Raw genomic sequence first — 20,851 nt, forward strand, 5'->3', positions numbered from 1 at the left:
CGCGCCACAGGCGCTGCATCTATAAGAGAGACAAGAGATGAAAATCACCAAACTGACGACCTTTATCGTTCCGCCGCGCTGGTGCTTCCTCAAGGTCGAAACCGACCAGGGGGTGACCGGCTGGGGTGAGCCTGTGGTCGAGGGCCGCGCTCACACGGTGGCCGCCGCTGTCGAAGAACTGTCCGACTACCTGATCGGCAAAGACCCACGTAATATCGAAGATATCTGGACCGTGCTCTATCGCGGCGGCTTCTACCGAGGCGGCGCGGTGCACATGAGCGCCCTCGCCGGCATCGACCAGGCGTTGTGGGACATCAAGGGCAAGGCCCTCGGTGTATCGGTCAGCGATCTGCTGGGCGGCCAGGTGCGTGACAAGATCCGTGTGTACTCATGGATCGGCGGTGACCGCCCCGCCGACACTGCCCGTGCCGCCAAAGAGGCTGTGGCCCGTGGCTTCACAGCGGTAAAAATGAACGGCACCGAAGAATTGCAGTTTGTCGACAGCTTCGAAAAAGTCGACCTGGCCCTGGCCAACGTCGCTGCCGTGCGCGATGCGGTCGGCCCTAACGTGGGGATCGGCGTCGACTTCCATGGCCGGGTGCACAAGCCGATGGCCAAGGTGCTGATGAAAGAACTCGACCCGTACAAACTGATGTTCATTGAAGAGCCGGTGCTCAGCGAAAACTACGAGGCGCTGAAAGAACTGGCACCGCTGACCAGTACGCCGATCGCCCTGGGTGAGCGCCTGTTCTCGCGCTGGGATTTCAAGCGCGTGCTCAGCGAAGGCTATGTCGACATCATCCAGCCGGACGCTTCCCACGCCGGCGGGATTACCGAAACCCGCAAGATCGCCAACATGGCCGAAGCCTACGACGTGGCCCTGGCCCTGCACTGCCCGTTGGGCCCGATTGCCTTGGCGGCGTGCCTGCAACTGGATGCGGTTTGCTACAACGCGTTTATCCAGGAGCAGAGCCTGGGCATTCATTACAATGAAAGCAACGATCTGCTCGACTATGTGCGAGACCCGGGCGTGTTCGACTACGACCAGGGCTTTGTGAAGATCCCCAACGGCCCGGGCTTGGGCATTGAGATCAACGAGGAGTATGTGGTTGAGCGCGCGGCCATCGGCCATCGCTGGCGCAACCCGATCTGGCGCCATGCCGATGGCAGTTTTGCCGAGTGGTGATGCCTGACTGACGGAACGCGGTAAAACATGTGGGAGCGGGCTTGCTCGCGAATGCTGTGTGTCATTCAACACATCTGCGGCTGAACCACCGCATTCGCGAGCAAGCCCGCTCCCACATTTTTGATCCGGTTTCTTCAGTCAGCTCATTTTCAGACCTCAACAAACATATAAAAAGAGGCACCCCCCATGCACCCTGAATCCCTCACCGGGCAGGCTTCTTTAGTCACGCCTAGCAGAAAGCGCTTTTTCATCATGGTGCTGCTGTTCATCACCGTGGTCATCAACTACCTTGACCGCAGCAACCTGTCGATTGCCGCGCCGGCGCTGACCAGCGAACTGGGGATCGACCCGGTGCAAGTCGGGCTGATTTTCTCTGCCTTCGGCTGGACCTACGCCGCCATGCAAATCCCGGGTGGCTGGTTGGTAGACCGGGTGCCGCCGCGCATTCTCTACACGGCGGCCCTGCTGCTGTGGTCGATTGCCACCGTGATGCTCGGTTTCGCCGCCAGCTTTATCGCGCTGTTCGTGCTGCGCATGGCCGTTGGCGCGTTGGAGGCACCGGCCTATCCCATCAACAGCCGCGTGGTCACCACCTGGTTTCCCGAGCGCGAGCGCGCCACGGCTATCGGCGTCTACACTTCTGGGCAATTCGTCGGCTTGGCGTTCCTCACCCCGGTACTGGCGTGGCTGCAACATCAGTACGGCTGGCACATGGTGTTTGTGGTGACCGGTGGCGTCGGCATCCTGTGGGCCGCGATCTGGTACGCGGTGTACCGCGAGCCCAAAGATTTCAAAGGCGCCAACGAAGCCGAAATCCAACTGATCCGCGACGGTGGCGGGCTGGTGGACATGCAGGCTAAAACCGTCAAGGCACCCTTCAGTTGGACCGACCTCGGCATCGTGCTGAGTAAACGCAAGCTCTGGGGCATCTACCTGGGCCAGTTTTGCCTGAACTCCACGCTGTGGTTCTTCCTGACCTGGTTTCCGACGTACCTGGTGAAATATCGCGGCATGGACTTTATCCAGTCTGGCTTGCTGGCCTCCTTGCCGTTCCTCGCCGCGTTTGTGGGTGTGCTGTGTTCGGGGATGTTTTCCGATTGGCTCATTCGCCGTGGGGCGTCGGTGGGCTTTGCGCGCAAGTTGCCGATCATCAGCGGGCTGCTGATTTCCACGGCGATCATCGGGGCCAACTATGTGGACTCCACGGGGTGGGTCATCGCGTTTCTGGCGGTGGCGTTTTTCGGCAATGGCCTGGCGTCGATCACCTGGTCGTTGGTGTCGACCTTGGCGCCTGCCCGTCTGCTGGGGCTGACCGGCGGGGTGTTCAACTTCATCGGCAACCTGGCGGCGATTGCCACGCCTATCGTGATTGGCTTTCTGGCCAGTGGTTCGTCCTTTGCGCCGGCCATTACCTATATCGCGGTCTTGGCGTTGCTCGGCGCACTTTCCTACATATTGCTAGTAGGCAAGGTCGAGCGGATCGAGTTGTAAAAAAGGGCGACCTTCGGGTCGCCCTTTTTCGTTCTACGGCACCGACATCTCGTTACGAAATACATTGCGCGGGTCCCAGCGCTGCTTGGTACGGCGCAAGCGGCTTTCGATCATCAGGTCGGGATAATTGATGGACTCCTAAGAGCCAAGAATGACTTCTGATGCGGCTAACTTAACGACCGAGGGGCAAGGACTGCGGGGCTTGCGAAGGTGGTTAGACGGCAAAGGGCACGAAGTGAGTTAAAAAGGAGAGACGCGATGCTTAGCCTTGTGTAGGAGCGAGCTTGCTCGCGAAAAACGTCAACGATACGCGTGTTCGCTGAATGAACGCGGCGCCTGTAAGTTTTTCGCGAGCAAGCTCGCTCCTGCACATTAGGCGAGATGTCCGCCTCCTTCTGAAGCCTAGCGAATAGGTCGGTGATATTTGGACAGTCTGATCACCGACCGAACAGGCAGTTACTTGCGTGCGTTGCGCACACCTTCCGACAGCGCCGCGCACAGCGTCAGCACGCCATCAATGGCTTGCTGGTCGTTCTTGGCCGTGGCGATGTGATCGATCAGTGCCGAACCCACTACCACCCCGTCTGCCAGGCGTGCGATGGCCGCTGCCTGCTCTGGTGTGCGGATACCAAAGCCGATGCTGATCGGCAGGTCGGTATGGCGGCGTAAACGGGTCACGGCTTCTTCGACGTGTTCCAGGGTGGCGGCGCCGGCACCGGTTACTCCCGCGACCGACACGTAATACACAAACCCGGAGCTGCCATTGAGCACAGTAGGCAGGCGCACGTCATCGGTGGTTGGCGTGGTCAGGCGGATAAAGTCGATGCCTGCAGCCTGGGCCGGGTCGCACAGCTCGCCGTTGTGCTCAGGCGGCATGTCCACCACGATCAGGCCGTCGACACCGGCTGCCTTGGCATCGGCAATGAACTGCGACACGCCATATTTGTGGATCGGGTTGAAATAACCCATCAACACCAGCGGGGTGTCGTTGTTGTCCTGGCGGAACTCGCGAACCATCTGCAGGGTTTTCAACAGGTTCTGCTTGGCGCCCAGGGCGCGGATATTGGCCAGTTGAATGGCCGGGCCGTCGGCCATCGGGTCGGTGAAGGGCATGCCCAGCTCGATCACGTCGGCGCCGGCGGCCGGCAAGCCCTTGAGGATCGCCAGCGAAGTGTCATAGCCGGGGTCGCCAGCGGTGACGAAGGTCACCAGGGCGGCACGGTTCTGTTCTTTAAGTTGCGCAAAGCGGGTTTGCAGGCGGCTCATCAGTGTTTCTCCTGCTTGGACTGTTCCATATGGTGCATCACGGTCTGCATGTCTTTGTCGCCACGGCCCGAGAGGTTGACCACCATCAGGTGATCCTTGGGCAGGTTTGGCGCGCGCTTGAATACTTCAGCCAGGGCGTGGGCGCTTTCCAGGGCAGGAATGATCCCTTCCAGGCGGCAGCATTTGTGGAAGGCTTCCAGGGCTTCGTCGTCCGTCACCGAGGTGTACTGGACGCGGCCGATGTCATGCAACCAGGCGTGTTCCGGGCCGATGCCGGGGTAGTCCAGGCCTGCGGAAATCGAGTGGGCGTCGATGATCTGGCCGTCGTCGTCCTGTAGCAGGAAGGTGCGGTTGCCGTGCAGCACGCCGGGAACGCCGCCGTTGAGGCTGGCGGCGTGCTTGCCGGTTTCAATGCCATGGCCGGCTGCTTCAACGCCGATGATTTCGACGCTGGTGTCATCCAGGAACGGGTGGAACAGGCCCATGGCGTTGGAACCACCGCCGATGCACGCCACCAGGCTGTCCGGCAGGCGGCCTTCCTGGGCTTGCAGTTGGGTACGGGTTTCCTTGCCGATCACGGCCTGGAAGTCACGCACCATGGCCGGGTACGGGTGTGGGCCGGCCACGGTACCGATCAGGTAGAAGGTGCTGTCGACGTTGGTGACCCAGTCACGCAGGGCTTCGTTCATGGCGTCTTTGAGGGTGCCGGTGCCGGCGACCACGGGGATGACTTCGGCGCCCAGCAGCTTCATGCGGAACACGTTGGCCTGCTGGCGCTCGATGTCGGTGGTGCCCATGTAGATCACGCATTGCAGGCCAAAGCGCGCCGCCACGGTGGCGGTGGCCACGCCGTGCATGCCAGCGCCGGTCTCGGCGATGATGCGTTTTTTGCCCATGCGCCGGGCCAGCAGGATCTGGCCGATGCAGTTGTTGATCTTGTGCGCGCCGGTGTGGTTGAGCTCTTCGCGCTTGAGGTAGATCTTGGCGCCGCCGCAGAACTCGGTCAGGCGTTCGGCAAAGTACAGCGGGCTTGGGCGCCCGACATAGTCGCGCTGGAAGTAGGCCAATTCTTCGTTAAACGCCGGATCTACCTTGGCCGCTTCGTATTCACGGGCCAGGTCGAGGATCAACGGCATCAGGGTTTCAGCGACGTAGCGGCCACCGAACGCACCAAACAGGCCGTTGGCGTCAGGGCCGTTGCGTAGATCGGTCTGGGACTGAGTCATGGGACGCTCCAGGAAAGAATGTATTTAAAGGCAATGACGGTCACTCTACGCGTGACGCCTTGGCCTGAAAACCGATAAGATCGCCGCAACCTGTCAGGAAAACTCACAGATGAGCCGCGACCTCCCTCCCCTCAACGCCCTGCGCGCTTTTGAGGCCACCGCCCGCCTGAACAGCGTCAGCCAGGCTGCGGAGCTATTGCACGTGACCCACGGCGCCGTCAGCCGCCAGTTGAAAGTGCTGGAGGAGCATTTGGGCGTGAGTCTGTTCGTCAAGGACGGGCGCGGCCTTAAACTCACAGATGCGGGTGTAAGGCTTCGCGACGCGAGCGCGGAAGCTTTCGAGCGTTTGCGCGACGTGTGCGCCGAATTGACCCAGCGCGGCGCCGATGCACCTTTCGTACTCGGCTGTTCAGGCAGCTTGCTGGCGCGCTGGTTTATCCCTCGGCTGGGGCGGTTGAATGCCGACTTGCCGGATTTACGCTTGCACCTGTCGGCGGGCGAAGGCGACCTGGACCCGCGCCGCCCTGGGCTGGATGCCTTGCTGGTGTTCGCTGAGCCGCCGTGGCCGGCGGATATGCAAGTGTATGAGCTGGCCAGCGAACGTATCGGCCCGGTTATGAGCCCACGCTTCGCCGATTTTGAACAGCTTCGCCAGGCTCCGGCGTTGGCACTGGCCGAGCAAGCCTTGCTGCACACCACTTCAAGGCCGCAGGCCTGGCCCAGTTGGGCACGGCAACACGGCATCGAGCCCGGCGCGTTGAAACTCGGCCAGGGGTTTGAGCATTTGTATTATTTGCTGGAAGCGGCGGTTGCCGGGTTGGGGGTGGCAATTGCGCCAGAACCGCTGGTGGCAGAAGACCTGCGAGCGGGTCGCCTGGTGGCGCCGTGGGGCTTCAGCGAAACCCCGGCGCACCTGGCGTTGTGGCTACCCAAGCGCGCCGCGGATGGGCGCGCCGGGCAGTTGGCGCAATGGCTCAAGGCTGAGCTGTTGCGCCAACCGGTTTAACCGGTCAATCAGTCACCGCGTTTGCACAGCAGGTAAGCCGCCAGCAGGCCCAGTGCGCCCACGGCGACGCCAGCGGTCGTCCATGGATGCTCTTGAGCGTAGTCACGGGTGGCAGCGCTGGTTTCACGGATTTTGACTTTGCTCTCTTCGTAGGCGTCGCTGATCAGGTGACGAGAGTGCTTGAGCGCGTTCTCGGCATTGCTTTTCAAGGCCTTCAGCGTTTTGCGCGACTCATCGGACGCGTCGTCCTTGAGGCTCTCCAGAGATTTGAGCAGGCTTGAAATCTCGGCTTCCATGCTTTCCAGCGACGCTTTGCGTAAAGAAGTGTTGGCCATGTGGACATCTCCTGAAGTGATTGAGTGGCGTGTGTAGATACCGACTGCGCCGGTTTCAGAAAGTGCAGTAATTCTGAACTTTCGCCTCCCAACGGTCGCCTGAAGCAGTACGCACATTCGCTGCTAGTCTTGATTGACGACCTAAAGGAGAAACGCCATGAGTGATCATCACACGTACAAGAAAGTCGAACTGGTAGGCTCTTCCACCACCAGCATCGAAGACGCGATCAACAATGCCCTGGCCGAAGCCAACAAAAGCATCAAGCATCTGGAGTGGTTTGAGGTGACCGAAACCCGTGGTCACATCAAGGATGGCAAGGCTGCGCACTTCCAGGTCACGCTCAAAGTGGGATTCCGCATTGCCAGTAGTTGATCGGCAGAGTTGAACTTTGCCCGCTGGCCGATTGCCATAACCTGCGCTACAAACAACGGGTGCCGATGCGATGAGCGTCGGCACGCTCTTTTTGATCAGCGCAAGGAAAGTAACGGATGAAGACGTTTCTGTTGGCGGTAGGGTTGTTGAGCATTGCGGGTACCGCTATGGCGGCGGGCAAGCCTTGTGAGGAGCTGAAAAGCGAAATTGCCGCGCAAATCGACGCCAAGGGTGCTTCGGGGTATTCGCTGGAAGTGGTGGACAAAGGTGCTACGCCAAGTGACCACAAAGTAGTTGGCACCTGCGAAGGTGGCACCAAGGAAATTGCCTACAAGCGCGGTTAATCTCGTGTTGTGGACATAAAAAACCGACGCCAGTGCGTCGGTTTTTTTCGCCTGGATTTCAGCCCTTCATCACTTGTGCAAGCAGCTCGTAGGAATGAATCCGATCGGCGTGCTCATACAGGTCACTGGTAAAAATCAGCTCATCGGCGCCGGTCTGCTCGATCAACACCTCAAGCTTGCCGCGAATCTTCGCCGGGCTGCCCACCATGGCCAAACCAAGAAAGCTACCGACCGCGTCTTTTTCATGGGGCAACCACAGGCCGTCCATGGTTTTGACTGGAGGGCGCTGCACCAGGCTCTGGCCGCGCATCAACGCGAGAATACGCTGGTACACCGAGGTGGCCAGGTAATCGGCCTGCTCATCGGTGTCGGCCGCCACCAGCGGAATGCCGAGCATCACGTAGGGTTTATCCAGCACCGCCGAAGGCTTGAAGTGATTGCGATACACGCGAATCGCCTCATGCATCAAGCGCGGTGCGAAATGCGAAGCGAAGGCGTAAGGCAAGCCCCGCTCACCGGCCAATTGCGCACTGAACAGGCTCGACCCCAGCAGCCACACCGGCACATTGGTGCCGGTGCCCGGCACGGCGATAACTCGTTGGTCTGGCGTACGCGGGCCCAGGTAGGCCATCAACTCGGCCACATCTTCGGGGAAGTCATCGGCACTGCCGGAGCGTTCACGGCGTAGGGCGCGGGCGGTCATCTGGTCGGAGCCGGGCGCGCGCCCCAGGCCCAGGTCAATACGGCCAGGGTAAAGGCTTTCCAAGGTGCCGAACTGCTCGGCGATCACCAGTGGCGCGTGGTTAGGCAGCATCACGCCGCCGGAACCCACGCGAATGGTCGAGGTGCCGCCTGCCAGGTAACCGAGCAGTACCGAGGTGGCCGAACTGGCGATGCCGTCCATATTGTGGTGCTCGGCTACCCAGAAACGGTGGTAGCCGAACTTCTCCACATGCTGGGCCAGGTCCAGGGAATTACGCAGCGACTGCGCCGGGCTGCCGTTGGCGCGTACGGGCACCAGGTCGAGGGTCGAGAACTTTACGTCGGACAGCGATTTCATAAGCCTGCTTCTCCAATAGGGCGCACAGGCTTTTGTAAACGAGCCAAAACCTGCCGCTGCATGTGCATGTTCTATGCAATGAGGGCATATACCCGAGATTCAATAGGAGGCTCTGAATTTTCCTACTTGATTGCTAGGTTTTTCCGACAAGATGAACTTTGCCGTGGTGTCTATCCTCAGAACCCTTACCGACGCAAAACCACCGTTCGAGGAGAAAGCTATGAGTATCGTTAAAAAGGCATCCGCGCATTGGGAAGGCGACCTGAAGACTGGCCTGGGCTCCATTTCCACCGAAACCGGCGTGCTGCGCGAAGCGCCATACGGCTTCAAGGCCCGTTTCGAGGGCGGCAAGGGTACCAACCCTGAAGAATTGATCGGCGCAGCTCACGCCGGCTGTTTCTCCATGGCGTTTTCCATGATTCTCGGCGACGCTGGGCTCAAGGCTGACAGCATCGACACCCAGGCCGAAGTGACCCTGGACCAGGTCGAGGGCGGCTTTGCGATTACAGCAGTGCATCTGATCCTGAAGGCCAAAATTCCAGGCGCGAGCCAAGCGCAGTTCGATGAACTGAGCAAAAAGGCCAAGGAAGGGTGCCCGGTGTCCAAGGTGCTGAATGCGACCATCACCTTGGATGCCACGCTGGTCAACTGACACAGCAGTCATCTTATGTGGGAGCGGGCTTGCTCGCGAATGCGGTGGATCAGCCGATATCTTCGGTGACTGATACTGCGTATTCGCGAGCAAGCCCGCTCCCACATTTTTAGTTCTGCGTTAAATCAGAACTCGTGTTCGCAAAATGTGGTCGAATAGCCCATGCAGCCTAGGCGCACACTCGTGCGCAGCGCATTCAGGGAGCTCCACACATGAAACGTTTTGCCTTGGCAATCATCTGCGGTGTATTGGCCACTTCGGCCGTGGCCGCGCCAAAAGATTGTGAAGAGCTCAGGAAAGAAATCGAAGTGAAGATCCAGGCCAAGGCGATTCCGTCCTACACCCTGGAAATCATCACCGCCGAAGAAGCCAAGAACCATGACTCAGCCATGATTGTTGGTTCTTGCGAAAACGGCACCAAGCGCATCATCTACCAAAAAAACAACGACTGACTCAGATGCAGTTCACGCTGTGCTCTTCGGCCAATAACTGGCGGCTTGAGTCGTACAGCCGAATGTTGGGCGTGAACGCCAGTGAGCGCCCTTCCAGCACATAGCGCTGGCCGGCCTGAAAGTGGTCGTACTGCAGCGTCATGAAGCAGGTGCGATACATCATCTGGCTGAGGCCACCCAAACCGCCGCCGGCGGGCACTTCAAAGTCAAAGCGCACCATCAGCTCGTGAGGGCCGGGAGGCATTTGAAAAAAGCGCCCGTCGTCGAGGTTTTTCCCGTCAAGGCGCTGAGCCATCACCAACTTTGAACCCGGTGTCGGCGTGGTGAAATCGACCCAGGCCTGCTGCGGGTCCACAGGGGGGATGGGGGTAGAGGCGCAAGCGCTGAGGAATACAGCGGCGAGGGGAAGCACAAGCTGGCGCATGGCAGGTACTCAACACGAAGAGAGGCTTGAGTATAAACACGCCACGCCGTGGAAAAATCCCCTGCAAGCGCGATAGTCTGGCGAACCAATCACCCAGGAGCAGTCAGTGCATGATCAGGCGTTTTCTTCCAGGGCTGATGGTTGCGCTGCTCAGCGGCTGCTCCAGTGTCAGTTATTACGGCCAGTTGGCGAGCGGCCAGTGGCAGCTGTTGCGGGCCCGGGAGCCGGTTGCCGAGGTGATCGCCGACCCTGCTCGCCCGCCAGTGCTGCGCGAGCATCTGGCTCAATCGCAGAAAGCCCGAGCCTTTGCCAGTGAACAGCTGCATCTGCCTGACAACCAAAGTTATCGGCTGTATGCCGATATCGGCCGACCTTATGTGGTCTGGAATGTCTTTGCCACGCAGGAATTTTCTCTGTCACCACAGAACCATTGCTTTCCCATCGCCGGTTGCGTCGCCTATCGCGGCTACTACAACCAAGGTGCGGCGCGGGGCGAGGCGGCACTGTTGCGGCAACAGGGCATGGATGTGTCGATCGGTGGCGTGGAGGCCTATTCCACGCTGGGCTGGTTCAACGACCCGATCATGAGCTCGATGATGAGCTGGGGCGATGAGCGCCTCGCCACGCTGATCTTCCATGAGCTGGCCCACCAGCGCTTCTACGTGAAGGACGACACCGAGTTCAACGAGTCCTATGCCAGTTTTGTCGAGCAGGAAGGCACCCGACAATGGCGTGCGGCGCGGGGCCTGGCGCCTGTCGGCGATGCGGCGTTGAAGCAGCGTGACCAATTTATCCGACTGATTCTCGATACCCGTAAACGTCTGGAGGCGTTGTACGCGCAGCCGTTGGCATCGGACGCCATGCGCCGGGCCAAAGCGACGCAATTCGAACAGTTGCGCAGCGAATACCGGCACCTGCGCGATAGCCAATGGGGTGGTGACAAGCGTTATGACGCCTGGATCAACCAGCCGATGAACAATGCCCGACTGTTGCCGTTTGGGTTGTATGACCAATGGGTGCCGGCGTTTGCGGCGTTGTTTGCGCGGGAAGGTGGGGATTGGGTGAGGTTTTATACGGCGGTGGAGACGTTGGGTGGGCTGCCAGTGGAGCAGCGTAAAGCAGCGTTGAGGCAGTTGGAGAAGGTTGGCCGTTAGAGCCTTATCGCAGGCAAGCCAGCTCCCACAGTTGACCGCGTTCTCATGTTGAAAATCGGTCAGCTGTGGGAGCTGGCTTGCCTGCTAAAGCGCTCTTAAGACCGCTGCAAAAACGCCTGATGCATCTGGTCCAACGTCTCGAAATGCCAGGTCGGTGCCTCGGCATTCAGCTCTTCAAAACTCCCAAACCCATACCCCACGGCGACCGAATCCAGCCCATTGCTGCGTGCCCCGATCAGGTCATGCTTGCGATCGCCGATCATCAAGGTGGTGGCCGGGTCCAGTCGTTCCTCACGCATCAAATGCGCGATCAATTCCACCTTGTTGGTGCGCGTACCGTCCAGCTCGCTGCCGTAGATCACCTTGAAGTGCTTGGCAAAGTCGAAATGCCGCGCAATCTCGCGGGCAAATTCCCACGGTTTGGAGGTGGCGACGTACAGTTGGCGCCCTTGGCTGTTCAACTCTTCCAATAACGGCATAACGCCGTCGAACACGCGGTTTTCATACAGGCCGGTAACCTTGAAGCGCTCACGGTAGAAATTCACGGCCTCCCATGCCTTGGCCTCGTCGAAGGCGTAAAACTGCATGAACGCCTGCAACAAGGGCGGGCCGATGAAGTGTTCGAGCTTGGTCAGGTCAGGTTCATCAATGCCCAGTTTGGCCAGGGCGTACTGGATCGAACGGGTAATGCCCTCGCGCGGGTCGGTGAGGGTGCCGTCCAGGTCGAACAGGACGGTGGGGTGATGCAGGGTCATTGATCGAATCCTTCGGCCAGGTGCAGGTCTTTGAGCTTCACGTAGTTCGCGGCGCTGTAGGTGAAAAAGGCGCGCTCTTTGTCAGTCAATGCGCGAACCTGCTTAACCGGGCTGCCCACATACAAAAAACCGCTGTCGAGTTTCTTGCCTGGCGGCACCAGGCTGCCGGCACCGATGATCACGTCGTCTTCAACCACGGCGCCATCCATCACGATACTGCCCATGCCGATCAGGACGCGGCTACCCACGGTGCAGCCATGCAGCATGACCTTATGGGCGATGGTCACATCGTCGCCGATCAGCAACGGGAAACCCTCAGGATTGAACGGCCCGGCATGGGTGATGTGCAGCACACAGCCGTCTTGCACGCTGGTGCGCGCACCGATGCGGATGCGGTGCATGTCGCCGCGAATCACTGTCAGCGGCCAAACCGAGCTGTCAGTGCCGATTTCGACATCGCCGATCACCACCGCCGAAATATCGACAAACGCCCCGGCGCCGAGGGTTGGCGTGTGGTTCTGATAGGTGCGAAGGGTCACGATAGCCTCTCTCTCTTCTGCTGATAGCTGCGGTGGGTGTTGATTGTAATTAAGATGGCCCCATCTTTGTTCTACATGTTTCTTCAGCCAAGGTGCCCACCGTGAGCGCGAACAACCCTCTTTTGCAGTCCTACGACCTGCCGCCGTTCTCGGCGATCCGTGCCGAACACGTGCAGCCGGCCATCGAACAGATCCTCGCCGACAACCGCGTGGCAATCGCAGAGATCCTGCAAAGCCAGGGTAAAAATCCGACGTGGGCCGGCCTGGTCCTGGCCATGGACGAACTCAATGATCGCCTGGGTGCGGCCTGGAGCCCGGTCAGCCACCTCAATGCCGTGTGCAACAGCGCCGAACTGCGCGAAGCCTACGAGGCGTGCCTGCCGGCCTTGAGCGCTTACTCTACCGAAATGGGCCAGAACCGTGAGCTGTTCCAGGCCTTCGAAGCCCTGGCCAACAGCCCGGAAGCTGCCGGTTTCGATGTGGCGCAAAAAACCATTCTGGAACACTCCCTGCGTGACTTCCGCCTGTCGGGTATCGACTTGCCGCCGGAGCAGCAAAAGCGCTACGCCGAGGTGCAGAGCAAGCTGTCCGAGCTGGGCAGCAAGTTCTCCAACCAGTTGCTGGACGCCACCCAGGCCTGGACCAAGCACGTCACCGATGAAGCCACCCTTGCCGGCCTGACCGACTCGGCCAAGGCACAAATGGCCGCCGCCGCCCAGGCCAAGGGCCTCGACGGCTGGCTGATCACCTTGGAATTCCCCAGCTACTACGCCGTCATGACCTACGCCCAAGACCGTGCCCTGCGTGAAGAGGTGTACGCCGCCTACTGCACCCGTGCGTCGGACCAAGGCCCGAATGCCGGCCAGAACGATAACGGCCCGGTGATGGAACAGATCCTCGACCTGCGTCAGGAACTGGCCCAATTGTTGGGTTATGCGTCGTTCTCCGAGCTGAGCCTGGCCACCAAGATGGCCGAGTCCAGCGACCAGGTGTTGAGCTTCCTGCGTGACCTGGCCAAGCGCAGCAAGCCGTTTGCCGCCCAGGACCTGCAACAGCTCAAGGCCTACGCCGCCGAGCAAGGCTGCCCTGATCTGCAAAGCTGGGACAGCGGTTTCTACGGCGAAAAACTGCGAGAGCAGCGCTACAGCGTGTCCCAGGAAGCCTTGCGCGCCTACTTCCCCATCGACAAAGTGCTGGGCGGCCTGTTTGCCATTGTGCAGCGCCTGTACGGCATCGAGATCGCTGAGCTTAAAGGCTTCGACACCTGGCACCCGGATGTTCGCTTGTTCGAGATCAAGGAAAACGGCGAGCACGTCGGGCGTTTCTTCTTCGACCTGTACGCCCGCGCCAACAAGCGTGGCGGTGCCTGGATGGATGGCGCCCGTGACCGCCGCCGTACCGTTGATGGCGTGCTGCAAAGCCCCGTCGCCAACCTCGTGTGCAACTTCACTCCGGCCGACAGCGGCAAGCCTGCCCTGCTGACCCACGATGAAGTCACCACCCTGTTCCACGAATTTGGCCATGGCCTGCATCACCTGCTCACCCGCGTGGAACATGCCGGCGTATCCGGTATCAACGGTGTGGCGTGGGACGCGGTGGAGCTGCCGAGCCAATTCATGGAGAACTGGTGCTGGGAGCCTGAAGGCCTGACGCTGATCTCCGGCCACTACGAAAGCGGCGAGCCCCTGCCCCAGGACCTGCTGGAGAAAATGCTCGCGGCGAAAAACTTCCAGTCCGGCCTGATGATGGTGCGTCAGCTGGAGTTCTCGCTGTTCGACTTTGAACTGCACGCCACCCATGGCGATGGTCGCAGTGTGGCCCAGGTGCTGGAAGGCGTGCGCGATGAAGTCTCGGTGATGCGCCCACCGGCCTACAACCGCTTCCCCAACAGCTTCGCGCACATCTTCGCCGGCGGCTATGCGGCGGGTTACTACAGCTACAAGTGGGCCGAAGTGCTGTCGGCGGACGCGTTCTCCAAGTTCGAGGAAGACGGCGTGCTCAATGCCCAGACCGGGCGTGCGTTCCGTGAAGCCATCCTGGCGCGTGGCGGTTCCCAGGCGCCGATGGTGCTGTTCGTCGACTTCCGCGGACGAGCGCCGTCGATTGACGCACTCTTGCGCCACAGCGGCCTGAGTGAGGACGCAGCAGCATGAGTGAAGGGCCTGTGATCACCAAAAAGCAATTTATCGCCGGGGCTGTCTGCCCGGCGTGCAGCGAGCCGGACAAGTTGAAGATGTGGACCGAAGACAACGTGCCGCACCGCGAGTGCGTGGCCTGTGGGTATACCGATACGCTGAATGATCAAGGCCTGTCGGTGCCCAAGGAATTGGGCACAAGGGTCAATACCTCCGCGTTGAAAGCGCCGGCGGACCCTAAAGTGCAGGCAGTGCAGTTCTTCCCAAACCCGAAGCTGAAAAAAGACTAACCCCGCACCCCCTGTAGGAGCGAGCTTGCTCGCGAAAAACGTTAACGATAACGCGCGTTATCCTGGATAAGCGCGGCGCTGTTGAGTTTTTCGCGAGCAAGCTCGCTCCTACAGTTTTTTCTCTGCCTGGCCCGTTGTGGTGATCCAGTCTTTCATTGAGCACAACGCAAACGCGCTGGTGCTGCAATCCCCATTCGCCAAAGCTGTGCGCAATTTGTCGACATCGGCTTTCATCATGTAGCGAACGCCATCCTTGAAGCCATTGCTGCTGCCAAAGCCGCCCAAGGTCATCTCGTTCAGTGCATCCTCCTTGCTCCACCCCTGAACCACCACCCGATACATCGCCGCCATCAGGCCGGTGCGGTCGGCGCCGTGCTTGCAGTGCATCAACACCGGGCCATCGGCCTCTGCTGCCTGAATCGCTCTGATCGCCGCCAGCACGTCGGAATCATCGACGTGGTTGGTGCGATAGCTCAACTGCACCTGTTTGATATCAGATGATTGGAGCCACTGCGCATCAGATTCCGGCAGGAAGTTGATGACCGTAGCGATCTTGAGCGTTTGCAACAGGGGCAGCGCACGCTCATCCGGCAATGCACTGCGATAGAGCGTGGGTGTCATTTGGTGCAGGTTGTATTGGCTACCCACCGGCTGCGCCCATTCCGGCGAGCGGATCGACGCAGCCTCATCGGCTTGTACGGTGTTGAGCAGGCTCATGAGCGCCAGGCCTAGAACGAGCAGTATGCGTGTGTTGAACATGAGCGTTGTGACCGAGCGAGGAAGTGGCTGATGGGCCACAGACTCCCTCAAGGCGGGTCAATACTGCGTGAGGTCCGTGTCAAAGAATCGTGATGCTTGCGATCTGATCCGGTGTTTTTGTCGTCGAATTGACGCCTCTGAATTCTTAGCCTGCTATCATTTGTAACTAATGTTTGCCATTGTGCTGTATCTGCTTGGATCCAATTAGCCGCAAGCCTTCACGCTGCTCCCAGAAGCGGCGGATAAACCCGTGACCACATGATGAGGTGTACCCATGTCTGATCAAGATCAAGACAACCCCCGGCGTGACTTTTTACGCAAATCCTTGACCTTGATCCCGGTGGTCACGGTTGCCAGCACCGGCCTTGGCGGTTCGATGCTGATGGCCACGCCGGAACCGGCCCAAGCCGAACCGGCCAAGCCTGCGGTCAGCGATAAAGCCTATGAGCCAAGCTATTTCACGGCCGAGGAATGGGCGTTTATCAACGCTGCCGTCGAGCGCTTGATTCCCGCTGATGCCCAGGGCCCGGGTGCCTTGGAGGCTGGCGCGCCGGAATACATCGACCGCCAGATGAACACCCCTTACGCCAGTGGCGCCCTGTGGTTCATGCAAGGCCCGTTCAACGCCGATGCGGCGCCGGAGATGGGCTGGCAGAGCAAATTGGTGCCCAAGGAGATCTATCGTCTGGGTATTGCTGCCACGGATGCCTGGTCGAAAGCGTTCAACGGTAAAGCTTTTGCTGCGCAAGACAGCGCTATCCGAGACGATATGCTCAGGCGTCTGGAGGCTGGCGGCAGCGAAGTGGCGGCGCATTTCGATGCCGTGCCGCCCAAGATGTTCTTCAACCTTTTGCTGCAAAACACCAAGGAAGGCTTCTTCTGCGACCCTATCCACGGTGGCAATAAAGGCATGGTCGGCTGGACCATGATCGGCTTCCCCGGCGCCCGCGCCGACTTCATGGATTGGGTGGAACGCAACGAGCAATACCCCTTCCCGGCTGTTTCCATTCGCGGCGAGAGGGCGTAAACGTGGCGACCATCATGAAGAAAGTGGATGCAGTGATTGTGGGCTTCGGCTGGACGGGCGCGATCATGGCCAAGGAGCTGACGGAAGCGGGCCTCAACGTGGTAGCGCTGGAGCGCGGCCCGATGCAGGACACTTACCCAGACGGCAACTATCCCCAGGTCATCGACGAATTGACCTACAGCGTGCGTAAAAAGCTGTTCCAGGACATCTCCAAAGAAACGGTGACCATTCGCCACAGCGTAAATGACGTCGCCCTGCCCAATCGTCAGTTGGGCGCTTTCTTGCCGGGTAATGGCGTCGGTGGTGCGGGGCTGCACTGGTCGGGCGTGCATTTTCGCGTCGACCCGATTGAGCTGCGCATGCGCAGCCATTACGAAGAGCGCTACGGCAAAAACTTTATTCCCAAGGACATGACCATCCAGGACTTCGGCGTCAGCTATGAAGAGCTGGAGCCGTTTTTCGACTACGCGGAAAAAGTCTTTGGCACCTCCGGCCAGGCCTGGACGGTCAAGGGCCAACTGGTCGGCGAAGGCCGCGGCGGCAACCCCTACGCGCCGGATCGTTCCAACCCGTTCCCGCTTGAAGCGCAGAAAAATACCGTCTCCGCCCAGCTGTTTCAGAAAGCGGCGACCGACGTCGGTTACAAACCTTACAACCTGCCGTCGGCCAACACGTCGGGGCCGTACACCAACCCCTACGGTGCGCAGATGGGTCCGTGCAACTTCTGCGGCTTTTGCAGTGGCTACGTGTGCTACATGTACTCCAAGGCCTCGCCGAATGTGAACATCCTGCCGGCCCTGCGCCAGGTGCCGAACTTCGAGCTGCGGCCCAATTCCCACGTGCTCAAGGTCAACCTCGACAGCACCAAGAAGAAAGCCACCGGCGTGACCTACATCGACGCTCAGGGCCGCGAATGTGAACAGCCGGCGGACCTGGTGATTCTTGGCGCCTTCCAGTTCCATAACGTGCGTTTAATGCTGCTGTCCGGCATCGGCAAACCCTATGACCCGATTACCAATGAAGGCGTGGTCGGCAGGAACTTCGCCTACCAGAACATGGGCACCATCAAGGCGTTCTTCGACAAGGACACCCACACCAACAACTTTATCGGCGCGGGCGGCAATGGCGTGGCCATCGACGACTTCAACGCCGACAACTTCGATCACGGCCCTCACGGCTTCGTGGGTGGCTCGCCGATGTGGGTCAACCAGGCCGGCAGCCGGCCGATTGCCGGTACGTCCAACCCGCCGGGCACGCCGGCCTGGGGCAGCGCCTGGAAGCGCGCCACCGCCGATTACTACACCCATCAGGTCTCCATGGACTCCCACGGCGCCCATCAGTCCTACCGCAGCAACTACCTGGATCTGGACCCGGTTTACCGCGATGCCTACGGCCTGCCACTGCTGCGCATGACCTTCGACTGGCAAGAAAACGACATCAAGATGAACCGCTTCATGATGGAAAAAATGGGCAAAGTGGCCCAGGCCATGAACCCCAAGGCCATCGCCGTGCTGGGCAAAAAGGTCGGTGAGCATTTCAATACCGCCTCCTACCAGACCACCCACCTCAACGGTGGCGCGATCATGGGTACCGACCCGAAAACCAGTGCGTTGAACCGCTACTTGCAGAGCTGGGATGTGCACAACGTATTTGTCCCCGGTGCTTCCGCTTTCCCACAAGGGCTGGGCTACAACCCTACCGGCCTGGTGGCAGCGTTGACCTATTGGTCGGCGCGAGCGATTCGCGAGCAGTACCTCAAAAACCCCGGCCCACTGGTTCAGGTATAAGGAGCGATGACCATGAAAGCACTCGTTATCGCCTCCCTGGCGCTGTTCAGCAGCTGCTCGATCAGCGCCGCCGAAACCGACTTGATCAAGCAGGGCGAGTACCTGGCGCGTGCCGGTGACTGTGTCGCCTGCCATACCGCCAAGGGTGGCAAGCCCTTCGCTGGTGGCCTGCCGATGGAAACACCGATTGGCGTGATCTATTCCACCAACATCACCCCGGACAAGACCGGGCTGGGCGACTACAGTTTCGAGGATTTCGACAAGGCCGTGCGCCATGGCGTCGCCAAGAACGGTAGTACGCTTTACCCGGCGATGCCCTACCCGTCTTACGCGCGCGTCAGCGACAGCGATATGCAAGCGTTGTATGCGTACTTCATGAAGGGGGTCGAACCGGTTGCCCAAGAAAACAAGGACAGCGATATTCCCTGGCCCTTGAGCATGCGTTGGCCATTGGCGGCCTGGCGCTGGATGTTCGCCCCGGCGGTCGAGGCGTATCAGCCGCAAGCCGCTGCCGACCCGGTGATTGATCGCGGCGCCTACCTGGTGGAAGGTCTCGGCCATTGCGGCGCCTGCCATACGCCGCGTGCCCTGACCATGCAGGAAAAAGCCTTGAGTGCCACGGACGGCAGCGCCTTCCTGTCTGGCAGTGCGCCGTTGGAAGGCTGGATTGCCAAAAGCCTGCGCGGCGACCACAAGGACGGCCTCGGCAGCTGGAGCGAAGAGCAGTTGGTGCAGTTCCTCAAGACCGGTCGCAGCGACCGCAGTGCGGTGTTCGGCGGCATGAGTGATGTGGTTGTGCACAGCATGCAGTACATGTCCCAAGAGGACCTGACCGCTATCGCCCGCTACCTCAAGAGCCTGCCGGCGGTCGATCCCAAGGACCAGCCGCACCAGTACGACAAGCAGGTAGCGCAAGCGCTGTGGAAGGGCGATGACAGCAAGCCGGGTGCGTCGGTGTATATCGACAACTGCGCGGCCTGCCACCGTACCGACGGCCATGGCTATACGCGCGTGTTCCCGGCGCTGGCGGGCAACCCGGTGTTGCAGACAGCAGATGCCACGTCGTTGATCAACATTGTGTTGAACGGCGGCACCTTGCCGGCCACCCATGCGGCGCCGTCAACCTTCACCATGCCGGCGTTCGCCTGGCGTCTGTCGGACCAAGAAGTGGCGGATGTAGTCAGTTTTATCCGTGGTAGCTGGGGCAACCAGGGCGCGCCGGTCAAGGCGAGCGATGTGGCGGATCTGCGCAAAAACGATCTGCACACCACCTCGGGCGATGATCTGGGGCAGGTGACGCAAAAGCACTGATAAGTTCGCTGGCCGCCCAACGGCACTGGTCAGAAACCTCGCGCCTCGATACTGTACATAAAAACAGTATCGAGGCGTTTTCATGTCTACTGCGCTGCCGCCCCGTGGCCGGGGTACGGCCACCAATCTGCACAATCGGTTTGCACCCACCGTCAGCGTGGCCGAGGACGACGGTTGGTACCAGGAAGTGCCGCCGACCCAAGGTACCGAAGTGCGTATCGAAACGGCCAAGACCATCATCACCCGCAACAACTCGCCGGACTTGCCGTTTGATCGGTCCATCAACCCGTATCGCGGTTGTGAGCATGGTTGCATCTACTGCTATGCGCGGCCCAGCCATGCCTATTGGGACATGTCGCCCGGGCTGGACTTTGAAACCAAATTGATTGCCAAGAGCAACGCGGCCGATGTGCTGGAACAGCAGCTGTCCAAGCCGGGCTACGTATGTGCGCCGATCAACCTGGGCTCCAATACCGATCCGTACCAGCCGATCGAGCGTGAATACCGGATTACCCGGCAAACCCTTGAAGTACTGCTGCGCTACCGCCACCCAGTGACCATCATCACCAAGGGCTCGCTGATCCTGCGCGACCTCGACCTGCTGACCGAGTTGGCCCGCCAGCACCTGGTAGCGGTGATGATCAGCCTCACCAGCCTGGACGATGAACTCAAGCGCATCCTGGAACCGCGCACGGCAGCGCCCAAGGCGCGGCTGCGGGCGATTCGGGTGATGCGCGACGCGGGCATTCCGGTGGGCGTGCTGTGCTCGCCGATGATCCCGATGATCAACGACAGTGAACTGGAGAGCCTGCTTACCGAAGCTCACGCGGCCGGCGCACAAAGCGCGGCGTATATGATGCTGCGCCTGCCGTTGGAGGTGGCGCCGTTGTTCGAGGAGTGGCTGACGGCCCATTACCCGCAGCGTGCGGCCCATGTGATGAGCCTGGTGCGCCAGGTACGCGGGGGGCAGGTGTATGACAGCCGGTTTGGCGTGCGCATGCGCGGTGAGGGGCCGTTTGCCGATTTGCTGGCGCAGCGTTTCACCAAGGCAATCAAACGCCTTGGGCTGAATCGGCGGCAAGGGTTCAATCTCGATTGCACAGCGTTTTGCCCACCGGGCAGGCAGATGGCTTTGTTGTAGACTGATGGGGAAACGTGCACCTTTGCTGTAGGAATAGTCGCGTTTTGACATCACTGAAACCCGCGTTCTAGAGCGGTTCATTCAGTTTGAGTTAAGTTTCGGCGGTTACCTTGTTCAGCGAGTGACTGATGAGTCGGC

At 60.1% G+C, this 20,851-nt stretch carries 23 protein-coding genes; 14 read left to right on the top strand and 9 right to left on the bottom strand.

The genetic code is table 11. The features are described 5' to 3' along the window. The first annotated feature begins 37 nt into the window (after positions 1-37). Together dgoD and A7K61_RS03915 are read left to right on the top strand one after the other, a co-directional pair. Positions 38-1,186: a galactonate dehydratase gene (gene dgoD, locus A7K61_RS03910; protein ID WP_003187297.1), complete on the top strand. Its 1,149-nt coding sequence runs from the start codon at positions 38-40 to the stop codon at positions 1,184-1,186. A 186-nt stretch (positions 1,187-1,372) separates the two neighbouring features. Then, positions 1,373-2,677, top strand: a complete 1,305-nt coding sequence (locus A7K61_RS03915; protein WP_069556958.1) for an MFS transporter — start codon at positions 1,373-1,375, stop codon at positions 2,675-2,677. A gap of 33 nt (positions 2,678-2,710) precedes the next feature. On the opposite strand, the gene A7K61_RS34160 is transcribed toward A7K61_RS03915, so the two are convergent. From A7K61_RS34160 to trpB, 3 genes are all read right to left on the bottom strand, one after another. Beyond that, the gene (locus A7K61_RS34160; RefSeq protein ID WP_234454829.1) at positions 2,711-2,791 is read right to left on the bottom strand and encodes a BBE domain-containing protein; all 81 of its coding nucleotides are present in this window, start codon (positions 2,789-2,791) and stop codon (positions 2,711-2,713) included. A gap of 342 nt (positions 2,792-3,133) precedes the next feature. After that, positions 3,134-3,943 carry a tryptophan synthase subunit alpha gene (gene trpA / locus A7K61_RS03920; protein WP_044270232.1) on the bottom strand — a complete coding sequence of 270 codons (810 nt, stop codon included), beginning with the start codon at positions 3,941-3,943 and terminating at the stop codon, positions 3,134-3,136. Next, entirely contained in the window at positions 3,943-5,169 is a 1,227-nt protein-coding gene (gene trpB / locus A7K61_RS03925; RefSeq protein WP_014716306.1) for a tryptophan synthase subunit beta, read from the bottom strand. The genes trpA and trpB overlap by 1 nt, the downstream gene beginning before the upstream one ends. Before the next feature lie 109 nt (positions 5,170-5,278). Between trpB and A7K61_RS03930 the strand changes: the two genes are divergently transcribed. Beyond that, on the top strand, positions 5,279-6,175 hold the full coding sequence (locus A7K61_RS03930; RefSeq protein ID WP_069556959.1) for a LysR family transcriptional regulator: 897 nt from the start codon (positions 5,279-5,281) through the stop codon (positions 6,173-6,175). A gap of 8 nt (positions 6,176-6,183) precedes the next feature. On the opposite strand, the gene A7K61_RS03935 is transcribed toward A7K61_RS03930, so the two are convergent. Next, entirely contained in the window at positions 6,184-6,510 is a 327-nt protein-coding gene (locus A7K61_RS03935) for a YqjD family protein (RefSeq protein WP_003187304.1), read from the bottom strand. Positions 6,511-6,667: 157 nt separating this feature from the next. On the opposite strand from A7K61_RS03935, the gene A7K61_RS03940 reads away from it, so the two are divergent. Continuing rightward, on the top strand, positions 6,668-6,883 hold the full coding sequence (locus A7K61_RS03940) for a dodecin (RefSeq protein WP_005783406.1): 216 nt from the start codon (positions 6,668-6,670) through the stop codon (positions 6,881-6,883). Between the two features lie 116 nt (positions 6,884-6,999). Then, complete coding sequence (locus A7K61_RS03945; RefSeq protein ID WP_034134138.1) at positions 7,000-7,227, top strand: DUF1161 domain-containing protein; 228 nt, start codon at positions 7,000-7,002, stop codon at positions 7,225-7,227. A 58-nt stretch (positions 7,228-7,285) separates the two neighbouring features. On the opposite strand, the gene A7K61_RS03950 is transcribed toward A7K61_RS03945, so the two are convergent. Then, positions 7,286-8,287, bottom strand: a complete 1,002-nt coding sequence (locus A7K61_RS03950) for an LLM class flavin-dependent oxidoreductase (RefSeq protein WP_034129211.1) — start codon at positions 8,285-8,287, stop codon at positions 7,286-7,288. A 220-nt stretch (positions 8,288-8,507) separates the two neighbouring features. Here A7K61_RS03950 and A7K61_RS03955 point away from each other — a divergent pair, with 220 nt between their 5' ends. Together A7K61_RS03955 and A7K61_RS03960 are read left to right on the top strand one after the other, a co-directional pair. Further along, positions 8,508-8,939: an OsmC family protein gene (locus A7K61_RS03955; protein ID WP_003187311.1), complete on the top strand. Its 432-nt coding sequence runs from the start codon at positions 8,508-8,510 to the stop codon at positions 8,937-8,939. Between the two features lie 212 nt (positions 8,940-9,151). Next, positions 9,152-9,391, top strand: a complete 240-nt coding sequence (locus A7K61_RS03960) for a DUF1161 domain-containing protein (protein WP_016969660.1) — start codon at positions 9,152-9,154, stop codon at positions 9,389-9,391. A gap of 1 nt (position 9,392) precedes the next feature. Here A7K61_RS03960 and A7K61_RS03965 read toward each other — a convergent pair whose 3' ends face one another. Continuing rightward, positions 9,393-9,815 (bottom strand): hypothetical protein, encoded by a 423-nt coding sequence (locus tag A7K61_RS03965; protein ID WP_069556960.1) that lies wholly within the window; start codon positions 9,813-9,815, stop codon positions 9,393-9,395. Positions 9,816-9,925: 110 nt separating this feature from the next. Between A7K61_RS03965 and A7K61_RS03970 the strand changes: the two genes are divergently transcribed. Further along, positions 9,926-10,969 carry an aminopeptidase gene (locus A7K61_RS03970; RefSeq protein WP_069556961.1) on the top strand — a complete coding sequence of 348 codons (1,044 nt, stop codon included), beginning with the start codon at positions 9,926-9,928 and terminating at the stop codon, positions 10,967-10,969. A gap of 95 nt (positions 10,970-11,064) precedes the next feature. Here the strand turns inward: A7K61_RS03970 and A7K61_RS03975 are convergent, their stop codons facing one another. Continuing rightward, positions 11,065-11,724 carry an HAD family hydrolase gene (locus A7K61_RS03975; protein WP_032894340.1) on the bottom strand — a complete coding sequence of 220 codons (660 nt, stop codon included), beginning with the start codon at positions 11,722-11,724 and terminating at the stop codon, positions 11,065-11,067. Beyond that, positions 11,721-12,263, bottom strand: coding sequence for a gamma carbonic anhydrase family protein (locus A7K61_RS03980; RefSeq protein ID WP_044270245.1), 543 nt, complete (start codon positions 12,261-12,263; stop codon positions 11,721-11,723). The genes A7K61_RS03975 and A7K61_RS03980 overlap by 4 nt, the downstream gene beginning before the upstream one ends. Before the next feature lie 101 nt (positions 12,264-12,364). Here A7K61_RS03980 and prlC point away from each other — a divergent pair, with 101 nt between their 5' ends. Together prlC and A7K61_RS03990 are read left to right on the top strand one after the other, a co-directional pair. After that, positions 12,365-14,416 (top strand): oligopeptidase A, encoded by a 2,052-nt coding sequence (gene prlC / locus A7K61_RS03985; protein ID WP_069556962.1) that lies wholly within the window; start codon positions 12,365-12,367, stop codon positions 14,414-14,416. Then, complete coding sequence (locus A7K61_RS03990; protein ID WP_010207776.1) at positions 14,413-14,688, top strand: YheV family putative zinc ribbon protein; 276 nt, start codon at positions 14,413-14,415, stop codon at positions 14,686-14,688. Before prlC ends, A7K61_RS03990 begins: the two co-directional genes overlap by 4 nt. A 108-nt stretch (positions 14,689-14,796) precedes the next feature. Here the strand turns inward: A7K61_RS03990 and A7K61_RS03995 are convergent, their stop codons facing one another. Next, entirely contained in the window at positions 14,797-15,447 is a 651-nt protein-coding gene (locus A7K61_RS03995; RefSeq protein WP_047712798.1) for a dual specificity protein phosphatase family protein, read from the bottom strand. A 274-nt stretch (positions 15,448-15,721) separates the two neighbouring features. Between A7K61_RS03995 and A7K61_RS04000 the strand changes: the two genes are divergently transcribed. The 4 genes from A7K61_RS04000 to A7K61_RS04015 all read left to right on the top strand — a co-directional run bounded on the left by A7K61_RS04000 (position 15,722) and on the right by A7K61_RS04015 (position 20,713). Beyond that, positions 15,722-16,474 carry a gluconate 2-dehydrogenase subunit 3 family protein gene (locus A7K61_RS04000; RefSeq protein ID WP_044270248.1) on the top strand — a complete coding sequence of 251 codons (753 nt, stop codon included), beginning with the start codon at positions 15,722-15,724 and terminating at the stop codon, positions 16,472-16,474. A gap of 2 nt (positions 16,475-16,476) precedes the next feature. Next, complete coding sequence (locus A7K61_RS04005; protein WP_044270250.1) at positions 16,477-18,261, top strand: GMC family oxidoreductase; 1,785 nt, start codon at positions 16,477-16,479, stop codon at positions 18,259-18,261. A gap of 12 nt (positions 18,262-18,273) precedes the next feature. Next, on the top strand, positions 18,274-19,572 hold the full coding sequence (locus A7K61_RS04010) for a cytochrome c (protein WP_069556963.1): 1,299 nt from the start codon (positions 18,274-18,276) through the stop codon (positions 19,570-19,572). An 82-nt stretch (positions 19,573-19,654) separates the two neighbouring features. Then, positions 19,655-20,713 (top strand): PA0069 family radical SAM protein, encoded by a 1,059-nt coding sequence (locus tag A7K61_RS04015; protein WP_069556964.1) that lies wholly within the window; start codon positions 19,655-19,657, stop codon positions 20,711-20,713. Positions 20,714-20,851: the final 138 nt, after the last annotated feature.

It is taken from the genome of Pseudomonas sp. AP42 (genome assembly GCF_001728935.1).
In the GTDB taxonomy this organism is placed as follows: domain Bacteria; phylum Pseudomonadota; class Gammaproteobacteria; order Pseudomonadales; family Pseudomonadaceae; genus Aquipseudomonas; species Aquipseudomonas lactis.

Bases quoted from the DNA above. Each gene is read 5' to 3' on its own strand.
- A7K61_RS03955 (WP_003187311.1), top strand. From the start codon at position 8,508: ATGAGTATCGTTAAAAAGGCATCCGCGCATTGGGAAGGCGACCTGAAG.
- A7K61_RS04015 (WP_069556964.1), top strand. From the start codon at position 19,655: ATGTCTACTGCGCTGCCGCCCCGTGGCCGGGGTACGGCCACCAATCTG.
- A7K61_RS03930 (WP_069556959.1), top strand. From the start codon at position 5,279: ATGAGCCGCGACCTCCCTCCCCTCAACGCCCTGCGCGCTTTTGAGGCC.
- A7K61_RS03990 (WP_010207776.1), top strand. From the start codon at position 14,413: ATGAGTGAAGGGCCTGTGATCACCAAAAAGCAATTTATCGCCGGGGCT.
- dgoD (WP_003187297.1), top strand. From the start codon at position 38: ATGAAAATCACCAAACTGACGACCTTTATCGTTCCGCCGCGCTGGTGC.
- A7K61_RS03975 (WP_032894340.1), bottom strand. From the start codon at position 11,724: ATGACCCTGCATCACCCCACCGTCCTGTTCGACCTGGACGGCACCCTC.
- A7K61_RS03965 (WP_069556960.1), bottom strand. From the start codon at position 9,815: ATGCGCCAGCTTGTGCTTCCCCTCGCCGCTGTATTCCTCAGCGCTTGC.
- A7K61_RS04000 (WP_044270248.1), top strand. From the start codon at position 15,722: ATGTCTGATCAAGATCAAGACAACCCCCGGCGTGACTTTTTACGCAAA.
- A7K61_RS03995 (WP_047712798.1), bottom strand. From the start codon at position 15,447: ATGTTCAACACACGCATACTGCTCGTTCTAGGCCTGGCGCTCATGAGC.
- A7K61_RS03970 (WP_069556961.1), top strand. From the start codon at position 9,926: ATGATCAGGCGTTTTCTTCCAGGGCTGATGGTTGCGCTGCTCAGCGGC.
- A7K61_RS03915 (WP_069556958.1), top strand. From the start codon at position 1,373: ATGCACCCTGAATCCCTCACCGGGCAGGCTTCTTTAGTCACGCCTAGC.
- A7K61_RS03960 (WP_016969660.1), top strand. From the start codon at position 9,152: ATGAAACGTTTTGCCTTGGCAATCATCTGCGGTGTATTGGCCACTTCG.
- A7K61_RS03940 (WP_005783406.1), top strand. From the start codon at position 6,668: ATGAGTGATCATCACACGTACAAGAAAGTCGAACTGGTAGGCTCTTCC.
- A7K61_RS04010 (WP_069556963.1), top strand. From the start codon at position 18,274: ATGAAAGCACTCGTTATCGCCTCCCTGGCGCTGTTCAGCAGCTGCTCG.
- trpB (WP_014716306.1), bottom strand. From the start codon at position 5,169: ATGACTCAGTCCCAGACCGATCTACGCAACGGCCCTGACGCCAACGGC.
- A7K61_RS03935 (WP_003187304.1), bottom strand. From the start codon at position 6,510: ATGGCCAACACTTCTTTACGCAAAGCGTCGCTGGAAAGCATGGAAGCC.
- A7K61_RS03950 (WP_034129211.1), bottom strand. From the start codon at position 8,287: ATGAAATCGCTGTCCGACGTAAAGTTCTCGACCCTCGACCTGGTGCCC.
- A7K61_RS34160 (WP_234454829.1), bottom strand. From the start codon at position 2,791: ATGATCGAAAGCCGCTTGCGCCGTACCAAGCAGCGCTGGGACCCGCGC.
- A7K61_RS03945 (WP_034134138.1), top strand. From the start codon at position 7,000: ATGAAGACGTTTCTGTTGGCGGTAGGGTTGTTGAGCATTGCGGGTACC.
- trpA (WP_044270232.1), bottom strand. From the start codon at position 3,943: ATGAGCCGCCTGCAAACCCGCTTTGCGCAACTTAAAGAACAGAACCGT.